The 16,605-nt window shown below is 64.3% G+C and carries 17 protein-coding genes; 8 read left to right on the top strand and 9 right to left on the bottom strand.

What is annotated here, in order from left to right; translation table 11 throughout:
* Positions 1-14: 14 nt before the first annotated feature.
* The 3 genes from M4J39_RS20095 to M4J39_RS20085 form a co-directional block, all read right to left on the bottom strand.
* Complete coding sequence (locus M4J39_RS20095; RefSeq protein ID WP_251730271.1) at positions 15-434, bottom strand: MucR family transcriptional regulator; 420 nt, start codon at positions 432-434, stop codon at positions 15-17.
* A gap of 474 nt (positions 435-908) precedes the next feature.
* Positions 909-2,042: a DUF2336 domain-containing protein gene (locus tag M4J39_RS20090; RefSeq protein ID WP_251730270.1), complete on the bottom strand. Its 1,134-nt coding sequence runs from the start codon at positions 2,040-2,042 to the stop codon at positions 909-911.
* A gap of 406 nt (positions 2,043-2,448) precedes the next feature.
* Positions 2,449-3,048 carry a TetR/AcrR family transcriptional regulator gene (locus tag M4J39_RS20085; protein WP_251730269.1) on the bottom strand — a complete coding sequence of 200 codons (600 nt, stop codon included), beginning with the start codon at positions 3,046-3,048 and terminating at the stop codon, positions 2,449-2,451.
* 143 nt (positions 3,049-3,191) lie between these two features.
* Here M4J39_RS20085 and M4J39_RS20080 point away from each other — a divergent pair, with 143 nt between their 5' ends.
* Both M4J39_RS20080 and M4J39_RS20075 read left to right on the top strand, forming a co-directional pair.
* Complete coding sequence (locus tag M4J39_RS20080; protein ID WP_251730268.1) at positions 3,192-4,040, top strand: DUF6544 family protein; 849 nt, start codon at positions 3,192-3,194, stop codon at positions 4,038-4,040.
* 126 nt (positions 4,041-4,166) lie between these two features.
* Positions 4,167-5,021 carry a hypothetical protein gene (locus tag M4J39_RS20075; protein ID WP_251730267.1) on the top strand — a complete coding sequence of 285 codons (855 nt, stop codon included), beginning with the start codon at positions 4,167-4,169 and terminating at the stop codon, positions 5,019-5,021.
* Positions 5,022-5,030: 9 nt separating this feature from the next.
* Here M4J39_RS20075 and M4J39_RS20070 read toward each other — a convergent pair whose 3' ends face one another.
* Genes M4J39_RS20070 through M4J39_RS20060 form a run of 3 tightly spaced genes read right to left on the bottom strand, consistent with a single transcriptional unit; the run spans position 5,031 to position 8,389 of the window.
* A complete protein-coding gene (locus tag M4J39_RS20070) occupies positions 5,031-5,567 on the bottom strand; it encodes a hypothetical protein (protein WP_251730266.1) in 537 nt (178 codons plus the stop codon).
* Positions 5,564-6,148 carry a DUF1214 domain-containing protein gene (locus tag M4J39_RS20065; protein ID WP_251730265.1) on the bottom strand — a complete coding sequence of 195 codons (585 nt, stop codon included), beginning with the start codon at positions 6,146-6,148 and terminating at the stop codon, positions 5,564-5,566. The genes M4J39_RS20070 and M4J39_RS20065 overlap by 4 nt, the downstream gene beginning before the upstream one ends.
* Positions 6,149-6,160: 12 nt before the next feature.
* Positions 6,161-8,389, bottom strand: a complete 2,229-nt coding sequence (locus tag M4J39_RS20060) for a PBP1A family penicillin-binding protein (RefSeq protein ID WP_251730264.1) — start codon at positions 8,387-8,389, stop codon at positions 6,161-6,163.
* Positions 8,390-8,470: 81 nt separating this feature from the next.
* Here M4J39_RS20060 and M4J39_RS20055 point away from each other — a divergent pair, with 81 nt between their 5' ends.
* Positions 8,471-8,977 carry a YcgN family cysteine cluster protein gene (locus M4J39_RS20055; protein WP_251730263.1) on the top strand — a complete coding sequence of 169 codons (507 nt, stop codon included), beginning with the start codon at positions 8,471-8,473 and terminating at the stop codon, positions 8,975-8,977.
* 82 nt (positions 8,978-9,059) lie between these two features.
* Here the strand turns inward: M4J39_RS20055 and M4J39_RS20050 are convergent, their stop codons facing one another.
* Positions 9,060-9,269 (bottom strand): molybdopterin-binding protein, encoded by a 210-nt coding sequence (locus M4J39_RS20050; RefSeq protein ID WP_251730262.1) that lies wholly within the window; start codon positions 9,267-9,269, stop codon positions 9,060-9,062.
* 268 nt (positions 9,270-9,537) lie between these two features.
* Here M4J39_RS20050 and M4J39_RS20045 point away from each other — a divergent pair, with 268 nt between their 5' ends.
* Entirely contained in the window at positions 9,538-10,155 is a 618-nt protein-coding gene (locus M4J39_RS20045; protein WP_251730261.1) for a YitT family protein, read from the top strand.
* 9 nt (positions 10,156-10,164) lie between these two features.
* Here M4J39_RS20045 and M4J39_RS20040 read toward each other — a convergent pair whose 3' ends face one another.
* Together M4J39_RS20040 and M4J39_RS20035 are read right to left on the bottom strand one after the other, a co-directional pair.
* The gene (locus tag M4J39_RS20040; protein WP_251730260.1) at positions 10,165-10,911 is read right to left on the bottom strand and encodes a YafY family protein; all 747 of its coding nucleotides are present in this window, start codon (positions 10,909-10,911) and stop codon (positions 10,165-10,167) included.
* A gap of 2,070 nt (positions 10,912-12,981) precedes the next feature.
* Positions 12,982-13,233 carry a YdcH family protein gene (locus M4J39_RS20035; protein WP_251730259.1) on the bottom strand — a complete coding sequence of 84 codons (252 nt, stop codon included), beginning with the start codon at positions 13,231-13,233 and terminating at the stop codon, positions 12,982-12,984.
* A gap of 108 nt (positions 13,234-13,341) precedes the next feature.
* Between M4J39_RS20035 and M4J39_RS20030 the strand changes: the two genes are divergently transcribed.
* The 4 genes from M4J39_RS20030 (at position 13,342) to M4J39_RS20015 (ending at position 16,454) form a co-directional block, all read left to right on the top strand.
* Positions 13,342-13,770, top strand: a complete 429-nt coding sequence (locus M4J39_RS20030) for a PepSY domain-containing protein (protein ID WP_251730258.1) — start codon at positions 13,342-13,344, stop codon at positions 13,768-13,770.
* Positions 13,771-13,785: 15 nt separating this feature from the next.
* Positions 13,786-14,448 carry a response regulator transcription factor gene (locus M4J39_RS20025; protein WP_251730257.1) on the top strand — a complete coding sequence of 221 codons (663 nt, stop codon included), beginning with the start codon at positions 13,786-13,788 and terminating at the stop codon, positions 14,446-14,448.
* Complete coding sequence (locus M4J39_RS20020) at positions 14,445-15,827, top strand: HAMP domain-containing sensor histidine kinase (RefSeq protein ID WP_251730256.1); 1,383 nt, start codon at positions 14,445-14,447, stop codon at positions 15,825-15,827. Before M4J39_RS20025 ends, M4J39_RS20020 begins: the two co-directional genes overlap by 4 nt.
* 165 nt (positions 15,828-15,992) lie before the next feature.
* Positions 15,993-16,454, top strand: a complete 462-nt coding sequence (locus M4J39_RS20015) for an RT0821/Lpp0805 family surface protein (RefSeq protein WP_251730255.1) — start codon at positions 15,993-15,995, stop codon at positions 16,452-16,454.
* The last annotated feature ends 151 nt before the right edge of the window (positions 16,455-16,605 follow it).

Raw genomic sequence — 16,605 nt, 5'->3', positions numbered from 1 at the left:
AAGGCGAAAGCCGATCAGCGGGTGCGGCGGCGCTGCTGGCCGAGGCCCATCTTCTTGGCGAGATCCGAACGGGCGGCCGCGTAGTTGGGGGCGACCATCGGATAGTCGGCCGGCAGGCTCCACTTCTCGCGATACTCTTCCGGCGACATGTTGTAGTGGGTGCGCAGATGGCGCTTGAGCGACTTGAACTTCTTGCCGTCTTCAAGGCAGATGATGTAGTCGTTGGTGACCGACTTCTTGACCGGAACGGCCGGACGAACCGGCTCGGCTTCGACTTCCTGCGGTGCACCGCCCTGCACGCGATTGAGAGCGCCCACGACGTCATAGATCAGGTTCGGCAGTTCCGCGGCCGGAACGGAATTGTTGCCGACATATGCGGCGACGATATGCGCGGCAAGGTCGATTATCGTCAGGTCGTCTTCCATCTCGCTCATCTTTGTACCTGTTCTGCTTGAATTCGGATATTTCTGTTGCGTCTCGTTAACTGCTCCACCATCGGAGAATTTTTTGAAGATTTCTACGTGTGAAGCTGCAACAAACCCATGATCTGCTGTCGGACATGTCATTACAGCGCTTCAAAAATGAAAACAAGTGGAACTTGGAAAAGAGTAACACCAATACGATGCAAATCGAGTTCATGCCCTGCGAATGCTAGGAAAAGCCACACAAGACGCTTGCTGCACATCAAAGTTGCCTGTGGCTGGATAGGAGGCGAGGAACGGAGACTCTGACGCTCTTGGAGAGAAGACGGCCTTCCGCACGGGGGGCGGACGAATCGACGCTCCATTTCGGACAGGATTCCGCTACCAACCCAGGGAAGCCGGGAGGCGAACGAGTTCGAACGGTCCGCCGGAACGGAGATCGGAGTCGACCCGATCAACTTGCAGGCGCATGACGCCTTCCCTGCGTCAGGCGCGATCGCGCCTGGCCTGAGGCATGGCCTCCGGGGTCTGGTCGCGGCCGGCCCCGGTTGCGGTCGACCGGACGGGGGTGCCGGCCTGGGTCTGCGGCACATGGACCGGTGTCCGCTTGGCGGACGGGAGTGCGCCGCGCCAACGGTCGACAAGCAGTAGAGCGGAGCGAAGCGACACCATCTCGTAGAGATCGACGAGGCGCTTGACGTTGAAGTAGTTGCGCGTGTCGTCGACGCCGGAGAACAGGATGACTCGGGTGGCAATACCGCTGTCGAGGCCGGCGGCCTTCAGACAGATCGACAGCGGTTCTCCGCCGGGATCGGCGAGCAGGCGAACCAGAAACGGGGCTTCGAGACCGGTGAAGTCCGACAGGATGCGCGACATGGCCTCGGTGTTGCGTTGCAGGCAGGCGCGCGCCAGCGTCGCCACCTTGTCGGGATCGGGCATCGGTACGCGCGGTAGCGGCCGGCGAGCGGCGAACTCCCTGAGGGCGGCAATTTCCAATGCCTGGATGACGCGGCGGCGACCGCGACCGTCAAGGTCGAGGAACAGGTCGATCAGGTCCGTGTCCTGCACGTCATCCATGCGCGCGGCAAGCTGTCGCGCCAGCCTGGGATTGTCGTGGGCGTTGTCCACCAGCAGGCGGACGGCGCTGGGCGGCAGGCTGATGCTCAGGTTGGCGGCCAGCGCCGAGAGGCCGTCGGCGCGCATACGCCCAAGCAGGGCTTCCACCACGGCCGGCTGGAGGTTCCTTCTGGCCGCGATCATCTCGAGATGGCTCGGCGAGGTGGTTGCGACGAGCGCCAGCAACTGGCCTTCGGAAATGCTCTTCGACTTCTCGATCATCACCGATGAGACGGGGAAGATGTCATGCAGCAGAGCCCGCATGACGGAAGCGGGAACCTCGTCGTAGTCGGCGAGCAGCGTCGCGATGCGAACCCGGTCCTGAAGCGCCGTCACCTTGAGGAGCTGCGCCACCAGTTCTTCGTACATCGCAACCTCGGAACGCGTGTGCACGGGTTCGGACACGTAGAGTTCGGTGGCTTCCTTGAGAAGCGAGCGGGAGCGTGCGCCATCGGTGCCCTTGACGAGGCCGAAAATGCCACTTGAAAAGGGGGGCGACGCCATTTCGAACCCATCCCGCTCGTAATTGTCTCGCCCGCCGGTCCCTGCAATGACGGTCGGCGGCGCACGTGATGAGAATGCCGCCGAAATCGTAAACCATTTGTTAACTCTGAGGGCTGAAAGATGGTTTTAAGAGCGAAAGTACACGGGCGTTAAAGCCGCCCGAGCAATGCTGTTCGCAGTGAACCGTTCCGGCCCTGGAGGGTGCCGTGGGTGAGGTGATCGCATTCGGCCTGCCAGTTCTGCGCGCGCGTCGGAAGCCCACGAGCGGTTTCTGTGAGGTCACTGTTCTGCCTGCCCGCCTCGCCGATGAGCGTGACGCCATGAAATCCCACCGATCGCCCAAGCGCGGCTCGGACCGGAAGCCGGACGGCCCAAAGCGTCCGGCCGGCGTCGGAGCGAAGTAACCTCAAGCCTGCGAACTGCCGAGCAGGCGACGGAAGGCCGCCAGACCTGCCTTGCATCGGTTGTCGATGTCCCGTTCCGACAGTGCGGTCCGCTCGTGGATGACGCGGCGGATCTGCAGATCGCCGACCAAAAGGCTGAGGAACCAGTCGGTGGCATCTTTCGGGTTGCTGCCCGTATCGAGACAAAGCCGCCGCATGAGCTCGTCCAGAAGGGGCATAACTTCGTTGCGGCCGCCTCCGGAAATGGCCGCTCCCAAGGCTCCGCTTGGATCGGCCGCGGCCGCGCGGTTGAGCAGGATCGCCTTCTCCCCCAGGATCATGCGGAGGAACACCGGGGCAACGCTCTCAAGCGTCGTCCATGGATCGGTGCGGCTGCTCAACGCCTCGTCGAGCAGCCGCCTTGTTTCCGCGGCGTTTTCGCGCACCATGGCTTTGAACAGACCGTCCTTGTCGCCATACCAGCGATAAAGGGTTTCGTTGGACGCTTTCGCCGCCTTTGCGATGCGCAGCATCGACGCGCCGCCGTAGCCGTTCTGCGACAACAGCTCGTAGGCCGCCTCGTAGATTTCGACTTCCCGCTTCCGCCTTGTCCCGTCGTCCATGTCTCTCCTCGCAGGCTTTACTTTTACCGTACACTTCTATACGGATCGGTAAAGACGTACATATCTGTACGCCTCTTGTCGGCGGATGTCTTCCCAGGGAGCGTCAAAGCCGACAAGCGACTGGAACAGAAAGGGGAAATAGGATGATCCGGCCTCGCTTTCTCGCGCTCGCAGCCTTTGTCACCGTCGCCGTGGGCGCCGTGACCATCGTCGGCATCTCGTCCTTCCTGACCGAACGCGAGATCGAGGGGCACAGGGTGACCGTCGGCCGAATAGCCCGGACCTTCCAGCCGGCGTCGGTAGACCCGGCCGCGATGCAAGCCCTGCCTGCGCCGGTGAGGCGCTATCTCGAGTTCGCAGTTCCGGACGCGACGCTTGGCTATCGCGTCGTGAACATCGCAGAGGAGGGGGACTTCCGGCGGCCTCTCACGGAGGACTTTGCCCGGACGACGGCCTCCCAGACGATCGCCGTCAGGACGCCGGCACTTCTGTTCGCCGCCACGACGCCCATCGTGCCTGGGGTTTGGGCGCGCGCCTATGACTTTTTCGCCGATGGACGAATGGAGATGCGCGCCAAGATCGCCTCGACGCTGACCGTGGTCGACGAAAGCGCGACCGACGAGCTGAATCGCACCTCGCTGCGCCGTTGGCTTCTGGAAAGCCCGCTTTACCCGATGGCGTTGCTGCCGGGCGGCCCTGTTCGCTGGGAAGGCATCGACGATACGCACGCCCGCGCGATCGTCTCCGGTTTCGGCCTCGAAGCGGCGTTGGTTGCGACGTTCCGCCCGGACGGCAGCCTTGCCGGGTTCGATGCGGAGCAGGACGGCGATCTGACCACCTCCTACCATGGGTCTGGCGAGCATGTGAGCCGCGACGACTATCGGCCGGTGGCGGGCATGATGATCCCCCACGCGTTCATGATTGCCCGCGCGGCGGGCGGCAAGACCTACCCCTTCTGGAAGGGGCGGATTACATCCATCGCGTTCGAGTGAATCCGGCAAGTGAAACCGCATCCGGCTGGGAGGTCCGGAAATGGGTGGGCTTGCGCCCGCCGCGCGAATCCGGAAGACTCCGGCCGAATTGACCGGAGAAGCATTTTGGCCGCGCGGTTGGGTAACATGAGGGCTGGCGGTGCGCTGGCTCTGGTTGTGCTTGCGGTCACCGCCTGCGGCCGGCCGACGGGTGACTTCGGGCGTGCCGAGCCCTCTTTCCTGCACGATACGCTGTTGCCGACGGCCGGCAATCTGGTTGCGGAGCATGTGCGAAAGGAACCGGTGTCCGGCTTCCCGCTGACCGATGACGAGATCGAGCTGCGCAATCGTGTTTGGGCTTTCGTGCGGGCGCCGCATGTGCGGGACTGGTGGCTCGACAGCCTGGTCGAAGGCGAGCGGACGCGTATCCTGCCGATCCTGAAGGGGGGCGCCTCGATATCGGCGGAGACCGCCGCCATGTTCCCGGAGATCGCCTTGCCGCTCCTGGAGCCGGCCTACGATCGCGGTCGCTATCATCGCTATCTGCTCTCGGACGGCCGCACGTCGACCGAGACGCTCTGGACGCGGGTCATAGATGACGCCGGTTCCGATACCGCCCTGATCCCGCCTTTCTGCCAGGTCGCGGCCCGCGTACGCCGCGCCGACGTCGAGCGACTCGGCGCCCTCAGGCGTCAGCGTCTCGTCGAGGCCCGGCTCCATGAGGGGGCCGAGGCGCGTGTATGGGAGAATGAGGAGGCCATTTCATGGGTCTGGCAGGCGCTGGGCTATCGGGCGGCATCCTATCGATACGCCATCGACCACTTCCAGGTGGAAGCGCCCTCCGATCAACTGTTCGCCGCCAACCGCGCCTATGACACGCTGGTCTTTTCGAAGTGCGTCGGAGCTCCGCCGATACGGACGGCGATTCCGAGTGGTCCGCACCGACACTCTCGCCTGTTGAACGCACCCGATCCGTTCGACGAGCCGGTGCCGCAGAAGTAAACGCCGCAGTCACTCCGAAAGGGCGGGGCGGCACCGAAGATCCTTGAGGGCTTCTTCGGCGCGGCCACGATCGTCGAGGCTGCCGGCAAACAGGCGGAGCAGCAAGAAACCGCGATCGACCGGCAATGACATCGTCTCGATGGACTCAAGGCCGGCCGACTGCCTGACGGCGTCGAGCGTGGCGGTGCGGCCGACGAGGAGATCCATGTCGGTGCCGCGCAAATCTTCTCGGGACAGGGTCGAAAGAATCCGACCGTCCTCCGACATCGCCGCGACGGACCAGTATCTGCCGGGCATGGTGCCCGTGAGGCGAACCGGTCCGGTTTCGTCATCGAAGCGGCAGACGGCGTTGAGGAAAGCCGGATCGAGATCGGCCGACGTATTGCGGTTGTCGACGAGAACGAGCGTGCCGTCCGTCTTGCTGAAATCGACGCCGGTGAACGCCATGTCGCGGGAATGGCTGGGCGCGAGAAGGATGGCTGCGATATGGGTCAGCCCGGCGATGCAGAGCGTCGCCGCGAACCAGCGAAGACCGGTATCGATCATGACGCTCCCCTCTGATCGCAGCCGAGCGGCATGACCGATGGCAACTGGTCGCGGCTTGGCGCGCGCGCGGCCAGCGTCGGCGAATAGAGGCGAAGGGTCAATCGCAGGCTTGAAAGCCCGGTCGTGGCCACGAAGTCGCCCGGCCGAACCTCCTGTCCGATCGATATGCGAACCTGACGCGCGGGACCGAACGTCATGGCGTCGAGCGAGGTGAAGCCGAAGCGGCGGGCCGGATTGACCGGCAAATGACCGTCGCGATCGGAGACCGTCAGCGTCCAGAGCACGCCCTGGGGCATCGGACCGGTGACCAGATAGGCGCACGCCGCCTGAAGAGGCTTGTTGTCGGCGGAGGTCTCGGTGATGAGCTCGATCCCCTCGCTCGGCCCGAGGCCACCACCACCGCGCCGGGCCGCCCTTGCCGCTTCGTAAGGGTTGGCCTTGGCGTCGTCCTCCAGCATCGACCACTGCCCGATGGTCTGGGCGCCATCGAAATGGATGTTGGCCACGGCCCACCAGGCCGAAGCAAGGCCGAGAAAGACGCCGGCAAGCGTGACCAGAATGAGGCGGATGGTAGCAAACACTGGCGCGACCGGTCAGCGAGGGAGAGCGGCGTCGGACGCGCCGAGCAGCGAAAGGCCGTCGAGAAGACTGTTCGATCGTCCGGCGTCCGATGGCGTCCGGAGGCTGATCGACTCGTCGCCGGCAGCGGGTACGAGGGCCGCTTCCCGAGCCTTCGCCGCCGGAACGCGGGCACGCATGCTGTCGCCGACATCGCGGATCACCGCCGCCGCCGCCGGCGTCAGGGCTTGCGGCGAAACGGTTGCCGTCGGCGCGGCCGCAGCCACTTCGGCCGGTTTTCCGACCGACGCTAGGACGTCGGCCGACACGGGGACGCCGGGGATTGGCTTGAAGGCGAGGCCGGCGTGGATAGGTTCCATGATCGAGTGCCAGGTTATGGCCGGCAGGCTGCCGCCGGTCATGTTGGCGGTCGAGGTGTAGTCGTCGTTGCCGAACCACACCGAGGCCGCGTACCAGCCGGTGTAGCCGACGAACCAGGCATCGCGATAGGCCTGTGTCGTGCCGGTCTTGCCGGCCTGCATTTGCCCGGGAAACCTTGCGCGCCCCCCGGTGCCGGCGTTCACCACCGTCGACAGCACGCTGTTCATCTCGTAGGCGATCTCCTCGGGCAACACCTGTTCGGGCGGCGACTCGTCGCGCGCCCGATCATAGGTGGTCACGCCGGCACGCGTCTTGGTCCATTCGATGGCGTAGGGTGTCGACTTGATTCCGCCGGTGGCGAACCCCGAATAGGCGCCGGCCATGTCGAGGGCTGTGACCTCGGCCACGCCGAGCGGCAAGGCGCGCGTGATCTTGAGCTCGGTCCGGATACCTAGCTTGTGCGCGGTATCGACGATCTTGCCACGTCCCAGGCTCTCGGCGAGCCGCACCGGAACCGTGTTGATCGACTTGGCGATGGCGGTTCTGAGCGATATCCGGCCGGCATAGGAGCGGCCGTAGTTGCGCGGGCTCCAGTTGCCGATGGTGATCGGCGCGTCGGAGATCATGTCTTCCGGGGCGTAGCCGTTCATGAAGGCCGTGGCATAGACGAAGGGCTTGAACGACGAACCTGGCTGGCGCAACGCGTAGACGGCGCGGTTGAACAGGCTTTCGCCGTAGTCGCTGCCGCCGACCATGGCCCGGACGGCGCCGTCCAGGCTCTGGACGACGGTGGCGGCCTGCTTCACCTTGTATTGCTGACCATACTTCCGGAGGCTTTCGGCAATGGCGGCGTCGGCGGTCTTCTGGACCGAAGGGTCGAGCGTCGTTCGGACGGTGATGGTCCGATCACCCGGCGGGGCGATGCGCTTCACCTCCTCGAAGGCCCAGTCGAGGAACCAGTCCGGAGCGTTGCCGCTTGCCGAGGGCACCGGCGTCGCCGGATTGCGGCGCGCCGAGGCAACCTGCGCCTCCGTCATGAAACCGCCCTCGACGAGATTGGACAGGACCTGGTTGGCGCGGGCGCGCGCGGCGGCGAGGTTGTTGTTGGGCGAGTATTTGGTGGGCGCCTTGTAAAGGCCGGACAGCATGGCCGCCTCCGCCAACGTCAGCGACCTGACCGACTTGCCGAAATAATACTCCGAAGCCGCCGCGACGCCGTGCGTGCCGCCGCCCATGTAGGCGCGGTCGAGATAGAGCTTCAGGATCTCGTCCTTGGACAGCTGCGCTTCGAGCCAAAGGGCGAGATAGGCTTCGTTGACCTTGCGCTGGAGGGTGCGCTCGTTCGAAAGGAAAAGGTTCTTGGCGAGCTGCTGGGTGATGGTCGAGCCGCCCTGGACGACGCCGCCGGCCTTGGCGTTGGATACGATGGCGCGCATGGTGCCGAGCGGGTCGATGCCGAAATGGTCGTAGAAGCGTCGATCCTCGGTGGCCAGCGTCGCCTGGATGAGGTAGGGCGGCATTGCCGACAGTGGAACGCTGTCATCGAGAAACATGCCACGCCGACCAATGATGGCGCCCGTCTTGTCCTCGAAGGTGACGGCATAGTCGCCGCGGGCGCGCCAATCGCCCTCCGTCGCCTTGAAGGCCGGAATGGCGAACAGCAGCAGGACGATGGAACCGGCGGCGCCGAGCGTCGTTCCCTCGGACGCCAGCTCGAAGAAGGCGCGCTTCCACCCACGCAGGCGGATCAGGCCGGAATAGTCGACAAGGCCGCCCCAGAACCGCGAGAAACCTTTCGAGGCGTTCCAGGCAGCCGAGTCGACGAAGGCATCGATTCGGAGAAGCCAGAGGCGCCAGCGCGGATTGCTCTTGAATTCCGGCACGGTAGAGCCCAAGCGTTAGGAATGTTCGGAAGCCGAAAACTAACCTTTTCCGGCCCCGGTTACCAGATCGCAGAGAAAAAGATGGCTGACGACACCGGCAACGACGACAAGCTGCCTTTCTGGCGCACCAAAAGCCTCGAGGAAATGACCGACGCGGAGTGGGAAAGTCTGTGCGACGGCTGCGCTCGCTGCTGCCTCAACAAGCTGGAGGACGAGGACACCGGCCGCGTCGTGTACACCGATATCGGCTGTTCGCTGCTGGACGGCGAAAGTTGCCGCTGCCGCGATTATGCCCATCGCTCCGAGAAAGTGCCGGAATGCGTCCGTCTGACGCCGCATGAGGTGCGCACGCTCACCTGGCTTCCCACCACCTGCGCCTATCGTCTCGTCGCCGAAGGGCGCGATCTCTACGACTGGCACCCGCTCGTCTCGGGAGATCCGGACAGCGTTCATCGGGCCGGCGTGTCGGTTCGCGGCAAGACGGTGCGCGAGGAGGACTGGCCTGTGGAAGACTGGCAGGACCGCATCGTCACATGGCCGACGCGGTTGCCGGGTCTTTTGGGCCGCAAGCGACGCCGCCGGGCGTAGGGTGCGCCAGGCGGTACGCCGGTTATGGTGAGTCATGGAGACTCACGAAGGCTCATGTGAGTCCGCCGGCAGTGCCGGTGGGTCAGTCGATGGCGACGAGCACGTCCGATGCCTTGACTACCGCCTTCGCCGCATCGCCGACCTTGAGGCCCAGATCGTCGACCGCTTCGTTAGTGATCGCCGCCGTGACCGTGGCACCGCCGACGACCTCCAGAACGACATGGGCGGTCGTGGCGCCCTTGGTGACCTTGACAACCTTGCCCTCAAGGACGTTGCGCGCCGAAATCTTCATGGTGACACCCCTGTTCGAGTCGGCATTGCCGCCGGCAGCGTTGCGCCGTCGAAGAGACGCGCGCGAGAGGAAGGATAAGCCGCGGTCCGCGTTCCGCAATGTCAGAATGGCGGCATCTCGCCGCCAGTGGCGCGGCATTTGCACAGCGGTTGCGCAATTCTGGCCGGGGCAGGCATGCCGCGGCGCTCCGCGTCCGTCACGCCACTGGCAACGACCGAGAGGATGTGACAGAGAGCGAGAGGCGGGTTCGGGAAAGGCTGGCATTCATATGGTGAGCATCGACAGAAGCGACGACGGCAAGCACGGGATTTGGGACGACGTGCAGGCCATTGCCATGGGAACGTTCTTCGCCGCTGTCGGAATCGAGTTCTTCCGTGACGCTCATCTCGGCACGGGCGGCACCGCCGGTGCCGCCTTTCTCATCCACTATGTCACCCAGTTCGGCATCGGCCCGGTCATTTTCCTGCTGAACTTGCCGTTCTACGCCTTCGGATGGGTGACGCTCGGTAAGGAGTTCACGCTGAAGACCTTCGCGGCCGTGGCCCTGCTCGCCGTCGAGAGTTACTTCATGCATGACGCCTTCGCCATCGGCTACAGCGCCCCCTGGTTCTCCGCGATCACCGGAGGCGCGCTGACCGGCGTCGGCATGCTGATGCTGTTCCGTCACAAGTCAAGCCTGGGCGGGATCGGCATCCTCGCCGCCTTCGTTCAGGAAAAGCTGGGCTGGCGGGCCGGCAAGTTCCAGCTGACCACCGATCTCATGATCCTCGCGACGTCCTTCCTCGTGCTCGACTGGAAAAACGTCGCGTTGTCGGTGCTGGGCGCCGTGGTGCTCAACCTCGTTCTGGCCGTCAATCACAAGCCGGGGCGCTACAACGGCTACTGAAGCGCGCTGTCAGGCCGACTTCCGGCGCGGCACCGCCACTGGGTCGGCCGCGTCGGCCACCTCTCTCCAGGCGGGCTCGGCGCTCTCGATTTCCCGCCACTCCTTGAGGAGAACGCGACGGCGGCGCGGATAGCGGACGCCGAGGTCGATGGCGTCCGACATGCGATCGACACGGAAGTGGCGGTAGTCGGCCCTCAGTTCGCACCAGGCGGTGAGAACGCGCACACGCTCGAAGAAGGCGACCGCGATCGGCCAGACGACGCGACGGGACGCGAGGCCCTTCTCGTTGACATAGGAGAACTCGAGCCGGGTCTCGTTGCGGATGGCGGCGCGCACCAGCGACAGGTCGACCCCGTCTCGATTGGCGTTCCAGGCCGGAGCGACGATCAGGCCGGTGGCGTCCATCCGGTCGGCGAGGTCGGGCGGCAGCACCGCGGCGATCTTGGCGAGCGCGTTCTCGGCGGACGAAGCCAGCCGCTCGTCGGCTCTCGTCGCAGCGAGACGCGCGCCGAAGACCAATGCCTCGATCTCGTCCTCGGTGAACATCAGCGGCGGCAGCATGAAGCCCGGCCTCAGCACGTAGCCGATGCCGGCTTCTCCGTCGATCGGCGCGCCCTGGCCGATCAGCGCCTGAATGTCGCGATAAAGCGTGCGTAGCGATACTCCGAGCTCGGCCGCGAGCTCGGCCCCGGCGACCGGACGGCGACGACGGCGCAAGGCCTGGACCAAGGTGAGAAGACGCTCGGCGCGGGACATGGGGCGACCCAGAAGTTCGGCAATGGATTCGGACGATAAATGCCTGCCAATCATGACAGCATGCGCGGGCCGCGTCCACCACAATGATCCTGTTTTGTTCCGAGTCGCATTTTGCGATTTGTCCACACGGCTCTTTAGGCATGTATCTGTCGGACAGGATGGTCATCTTCTTCTCGAACCGACGGTCTTGACGGGCTGTCTCCGGCTGACGGAGTGGCGGTCCTTTGGCCCCGACACTTCTCCACCAGTCGATGCCCTCGATCATGACATGGCGGCTGGCGCGTCGTACGCTCTGCCTTGAGGGCGGCTTCGTGTCGCAGGCGTGTTTGGAATATTGATCAGTCTGTGTTTACTGCCGACACTTTCAGTTGCCCGTGGCGACCAGGGTTGGCTCGGAAGCGGGGCGTGTGGACCTCCGCGGTACGGGGCGACGCTACCCCCGCCCAGTGGCGGTCGTTGACCGATAGACGATCTGGTTTCCGACGCGGGCTCGCCTTCAGAACGAGGCGCGAGACCCAATTGGCAAATCGTCGCGGCTCCTGATGGTGGCGCACGCCAGTTCCCGATTGATTGAAGTGCCCGGTTCTCTCCGGTGAGGCTGGCAGTTCCAGCCGCCCGCTGGCTGCATCTTGAGGTAGTGTCCGTCCTGTGCCTGACATGCTTCACCCGGCTCTCGTACGGCTTGCTTGCGGCCTGTCCACGTCTCGTGCCTGGCGGCGGTGAAGCGATGGTTTTGTCGGGGATCTGATCGAGAGATGTACGGCGACGCTTCAAGATCGGCGTCTCTTCTCTAAGGTGCCTGTCGTCGCGGCAAGGCGGTGTCTGTTGTGAGGTGAGCGTGTCTGTTCGCCATGCCGGCGGTCGGTGCGGTGACGCGGGCGAGGGCGGAGATGGACGACCCACAAAGTCGGTTCTTCTTGCCGGCGGGACGTGGTTGATGCCCTGAGAATATCCGGCGTCATGCGCTGGTGGCTGGCCGTGAACTTGGCCGAAAATGGCGGCGTTTGGCGGCTTGGGGCGAGGCTGCGAGCGGACAGGTCAATCACCTGAATCACAGCATGAACTGCCGAAACAAGGCATCAAGAACCCCTCGCAAGTGACTCAGGAGACTCAATGTTTCCGCTTCAACTTGAATCAAAGCCTGAACGGCGAGCGGGCGTTTTGGGCGGCTTTTCTGAATCAGGACATCAGACGTCGGAATCACCATGCGAGCTTGCTGAATCACTTTGCGAAGTGGCTGGTTGGGGCGTCGCTTCCCTTGTTTTGTCGAGGAACGATCTGGTCTTGCTCGTGCAGGCCGCAGTTTGGAGTCTGCCCGCGCAAGAACCTCTGAACGCTCGCTCGCTGGCCGCGTTGAATCTTCATCTGAACCGAGCGTCAACGCCGCTGGGTACGAGTCCTTTCAGCACCCAAGCGGTTCGAGCCGACCCATGGCGCACTTTCGTCAATGCTTGTCTGGGAGGCGCGAAGGGGCCTCTCCCGACATGTGGCTGCGGCCGGCTCACCGCCGCTCGACCGGTCGAGCAGGGGGAGCGCGAGTGGGCGTGGTGAGGTCTCGAACTCCAAGCCAATGGGTGATCGTGGCCTTAATCACAGGTTGTAATCGGTCGCCTGCCTGCGAGTTCCTCTCGACAGCTTGCAGCCATCCGGGGGCGACGGATGCCACCGTGTCCTGGGCGCGGCGGGTCGAGGCCGAGGCGAAGCGGTTGCCTTGTGGAGCTGCGCTGGGCGCTGCTCGGGGGCGAGCTCCCGGCTTGGCGCTCGTTCGGGAGGGCTTCTCTCAAGCGAGCGCCGCCCGAATGGACGGTGGAGGCACCGAGTGGCGCTGGTGCCGAGGATCGATGAGAGACAGTGGTCTGCCGTGCTTGTGTTCGGAAAGATGAACGGTTGCGCTCAGGTGGGCTGGGCAGACCAACATGGCTGCATGCCCTGGAACCCTCGGTGACGCGCGGTGTGCGCGTCAGCGCTGCCCCCGGTCCGATCATGAGAATGAGAAGATGACGAAGCTAGCCCGCGCCGTCGGACGGGGACGGCGCGGGCTATAGCGCAGGGGCCCAACGAGGAGGGGTGTCAAGCCACGGCGCGTCTGGACGCGGCAACGGCGGCCGCGATTTCATCCTTGAGCAGGGACCGGTGACGTTTGAGGTCGGCGAGAACATCCGGCTCGGCCGGCTCCTCAAGCGACTCGATGCGGTAAATGCGCCGGTTGATCTCCTGATAGGCACTGGCGAGGTCGCAGAATGCTGCATCGAACAGCATGAGCTGTTCGATGGCGTCCCAAGTCTCGGGGAATTCCACGGAAAGCTCGTTCGGGATGCTCATGTCACTGCCCCCTCTGTTTATCGTGCCAAGGCTAACCTCCTTGTCGCAACAAGGCCTTGAGGTGGATCAAAAGTCGTATGCGTGCCTTACACCAACAGGAGTTTTCCTATGAAGCCACTTGGCACGGGCGGCCTCGAGCGGAAGCTTCTGGTGCAGGAGCGCCGCGCCGGTTTGCGGATGAACGCCGGGCACTATCGGTGTTCATGGACCATTCAGGCTCGGGTGACTAATCTTCTGCTCATGAACACCAATCGCAAGCGATTCACTTTCGCCCTGGCGTGTTTTCTGGCGGTGCCGATCGTCTCGGGATACGCCGTCGAGGCGCGCTGCCTGACGCCCGCCGAGGCGCAGGCCGTCGTTGGCGGAGGGGGCGTCCAGAGGCTGGGCGTCATTGCCCGTGCCGTTGGCGGCGAGATCGTCGATGCGCAGCTCTGCGAGGGGGGCGGAGGGCTGGTCTACCGGCTCGCCGTCATGCGCGAGGGCGGACGGGTGGAAAACGTCATCGTCGATGCCCGATCGGGTCAAAGACTGCGCTGAATCGGGAACCAGAGCATGCGGATTCTTGTGGTCGAGGACGACCAGGACCTCAATCGTCAGCTCGTCACCGCCTGTCGTGACGCCGGTTATGCCGTGGACGCCGCCTTCGATGGCGAAGAGGGGCATTTCCTGGGGGACACGGAACCCTATGACGCCGTCATCCTGGATATCGGCCTGCCCAAGATGGACGGTCTTAGCGTTCTGGAGGCCTGGCGGCGGGATGGCCGGCTGGTCCCGGTGCTGCTCCTGACTGCCCGCGATCGGTGGAGCGACAAGGTGGCCGGCATCGACGCCGGCGCCGACGACTACGTCGCCAAGCCCTTCCACATGGAGGAAGTGCTGGCGCGCCTCAGGGCTCTGACGCGCCGCGCCGCCGGACGTGCGTCCAACGAACTGGAGGTCGGGCGTGTCCGGCTCGATGTCAAGGCCGGGCGCCTCACCGTCGACGGCAACCCGATCAAGCTGACCTCGCACGAGTTCCGCCTGATGCAGTATCTCATGCTGCACATGGACAAGGTGGTGTCGCGCACCGAGTTGGTCGAGCATCTCTACGATCAGGACTTCGATCGCGACTCCAACACCATCGAGGTGTTCGTCGGGCGTCTGCGCAAGAAGATGGGCATCGATCTCATCGAGACGGTGCGAGGCCTCGGCTATCGAATAGCGTCCGGAAAATGAACGCTCGCCTCAGAACACTGGGCGAATGGCTGAAGAGTTCGTTGGCGCTGCGCCTTATGCTCGCCTCGGCGCTCTGGGCGACGATTGCTCTGGCCGCGTTCGGCTGGCTGCTGACCGAGCTCTACCGCGCCAGCCTCATCCGTTCCTTCGACGAGCGCATCATCGTCTATGAGAAGACGCTGGCCGGCGTGGTCGCTTCGACACCCGACGGCAACGTGCCCGATCCCGGAACCATGGGCGATCCGCGCTTCGGACGTTATCAGTCCGGCTGGTACTGGGTGGTGGTCGACGCCAAGTCGCAGCTGACCGTGGCTACCAGCCAGTCCCTCTTCGGCGAAGTGCTGGCGCTGCCGCCGCCACCCAACAACGGTGTGGCGGTGACCAACGACGCCCGCGATCCGGCCGGCTTCGCCCTTCGCCATGTCGCGCAGCGCATCTTTCTCAGCAACGGCCGCATGTACGATCTTCATGTCACCGGCAACATTGCCGAGCTCGCCGACGAGATCTCCACCTTCCGTTTTCAGGTGTTCGCCACGCTGGCGGCCTTCGCCCTCGGCCTTGTCGCCGCCGCCGGCCTGCAGGTGAGCTTCGGATTGCGTCCTCTCGCGGCCATGAGCCGGCGCCTCGCCGACATCCGCGAGGGCCGTGCCAATCGCCTCGAAGGTCGACTGCCGCGCGAGATTGCCGCCCTTGGCAAGGAACTCAACGCGCTGATCGAGACCAATACGTCCATCGTCGAGCGGTCACGGACGCAGGTTGGCAACCTGGCTCACGCGCTGAAGACGCCCCTCGCCGTGATCTTGAACGAAGCCCGTGCCGAGGGCGGACCACTGGCCGACAAGGTCGTCGAGCAGGTGACGGTCATGCGGGCCGAAGTCGATCGCTATCTCGATCGGGCACGGCTCGCCGCCGATCGCAAGGTGGTCGGCGCGGTGGCCGATGTTCGCCGGTCGCTGGAAGGCCTGATCCGCGTCCTGAGCCGGGCCTATCCGGACCGTAGCCTGTTTCTGGAGGATGCGGGTGCCGGACAGCCGAAAGCCCGCATCGAGCGGCGCGATCTCGAGGAACTGGTCGGCAACCTGATGGACAACGCCTGCAAGTACGGCCGCGAGCAGGTCCGCATCGAGCTGGCGATCGACCACTCCGACCGTGACAGGCCGATGGTGGAAATCCGTGTCGAGGACGATGGGCCGGGCCTGCCGCCGTCCGCCTACGCCGAGGTGCTCAGTCGTGGAAAGCGGCTGGACGAGACGCAGCCCGGATCAGGCTTCGGGCTCGCCATCGCGGCGGAAATCGCCGAAACCTATGGTGGATCGCTGGTTCTCGGTCGGGGTGGGCTCGGTGGCTTGTCGGTTACCTTTCGTATTCCGATGAGTTGATTTTCATTGACAGGAAGCCGAGCGATCGGAGCAGTAAACTCAAGGGGGAGGGCGTTTGTGACAAGAATAAGTTGTAACCAAAATTCGGCCATGGTTTCAGGTCATTACGAGTAGCAAAAGGCGATTCGCCCAAACGATTGGTTCCAATCTCGGAGACCCGGTGAGATGTTGTTGAAGAAACTTGTGATCGTCGGCCTGGCGGCCTCCATGCTGGCGGGCTGCGCGACGGGCCCCAACCAGAACCAGACGCTCGGCACGCTGGCCGGCGCTGTCGGTGGCGCGGCCATCGGTTCGGCCTTTGGCCAGGGCAGCGGCAAGGTGGCGGCGATCGCCGCTGGCGCCCTTGTCGGCGGTTTCCTGGGCAACCAGATCGGCGCCACGCTCGACGCCGACTCGCAGCGCTACAACTACAATGCCAGCGTTCAGGCGCTCGACAGCGGCTATCCGCAGCAGTGGCAGAACCCGCAGACCGGCACCTACGGCACGGTTCAGCCGGGTCCGGTCGCCTATGTCAACAACCGCACCTGCCGTCCCTATACCAACACCGTCTTCATCGACGGCCAGCAGCAGGTGGTCCGTGGCACCGCCTGCCGCAATCCGGACGGTAGCTGGCAGGTGGTCGGCTGATCCTGGTCTGTCATTTCCGGGTCAAATCTTCGATGGGCCGGCTCGTAAGAGCCGGCCTTTTCGTATCTGCTCGTATCTGCTCGTATCTGCGCCCTTCTCGTTCCCCTTCGTTACCAGTCATCAACCATCTTGCGGCAGGATCGTTTGGTAA

Source organism: Pleomorphomonas sp. NRK KF1 (genome assembly GCF_023721755.1).
In the GTDB taxonomy this organism is placed as follows: Bacteria; Pseudomonadota; Alphaproteobacteria; order Rhizobiales; family Pleomorphomonadaceae; genus Pleomorphomonas.
Note: the sequence above shows the minus strand (reverse complement) of the source record. Positions and strands in the feature narration are given on the sequence as shown.

Coding starts and splice junctions, on each gene's coding strand:
- M4J39_RS20095 (WP_251730271.1), bottom strand. CDS start 434: ATGAGCGAGATGGAAGACGACCTGACGATAATCGACCTTGCCGCGCAT.
- M4J39_RS20055 (WP_251730263.1), top strand. CDS start 8,471: ATGGCTGACGACACCGGCAACGACGACAAGCTGCCTTTCTGGCGCACC.
- M4J39_RS20080 (WP_251730268.1), top strand. CDS start 3,192: ATGATCCGGCCTCGCTTTCTCGCGCTCGCAGCCTTTGTCACCGTCGCC.
- M4J39_RS20025 (WP_251730257.1), top strand. CDS start 13,786: ATGCGGATTCTTGTGGTCGAGGACGACCAGGACCTCAATCGTCAGCTC.
- M4J39_RS20020 (WP_251730256.1), top strand. CDS start 14,445: ATGAACGCTCGCCTCAGAACACTGGGCGAATGGCTGAAGAGTTCGTTG.
- M4J39_RS20085 (WP_251730269.1), bottom strand. CDS start 3,048: ATGGACGACGGGACAAGGCGGAAGCGGGAAGTCGAAATCTACGAGGCG.
- M4J39_RS20075 (WP_251730267.1), top strand. CDS start 4,167: ATGAGGGCTGGCGGTGCGCTGGCTCTGGTTGTGCTTGCGGTCACCGCC.
- M4J39_RS20030 (WP_251730258.1), top strand. CDS start 13,342: ATGAAGCCACTTGGCACGGGCGGCCTCGAGCGGAAGCTTCTGGTGCAG.
- M4J39_RS20090 (WP_251730270.1), bottom strand. CDS start 2,042: ATGGCGTCGCCCCCCTTTTCAAGTGGCATTTTCGGCCTCGTCAAGGGC.
- M4J39_RS20045 (WP_251730261.1), top strand. CDS start 9,538: ATGGTGAGCATCGACAGAAGCGACGACGGCAAGCACGGGATTTGGGAC.
- M4J39_RS20070 (WP_251730266.1), bottom strand. CDS start 5,567: ATGATCGATACCGGTCTTCGCTGGTTCGCGGCGACGCTCTGCATCGCC.
- M4J39_RS20050 (WP_251730262.1), bottom strand. CDS start 9,269: ATGAAGATTTCGGCGCGCAACGTCCTTGAGGGCAAGGTTGTCAAGGTC.
- M4J39_RS20035 (WP_251730259.1), bottom strand. CDS start 13,233: ATGAGCATCCCGAACGAGCTTTCCGTGGAATTCCCCGAGACTTGGGAC.
- M4J39_RS20015 (WP_251730255.1), top strand. CDS start 15,993: ATGTTGTTGAAGAAACTTGTGATCGTCGGCCTGGCGGCCTCCATGCTG.
- M4J39_RS20040 (WP_251730260.1), bottom strand. CDS start 10,911: ATGTCCCGCGCCGAGCGTCTTCTCACCTTGGTCCAGGCCTTGCGCCGT.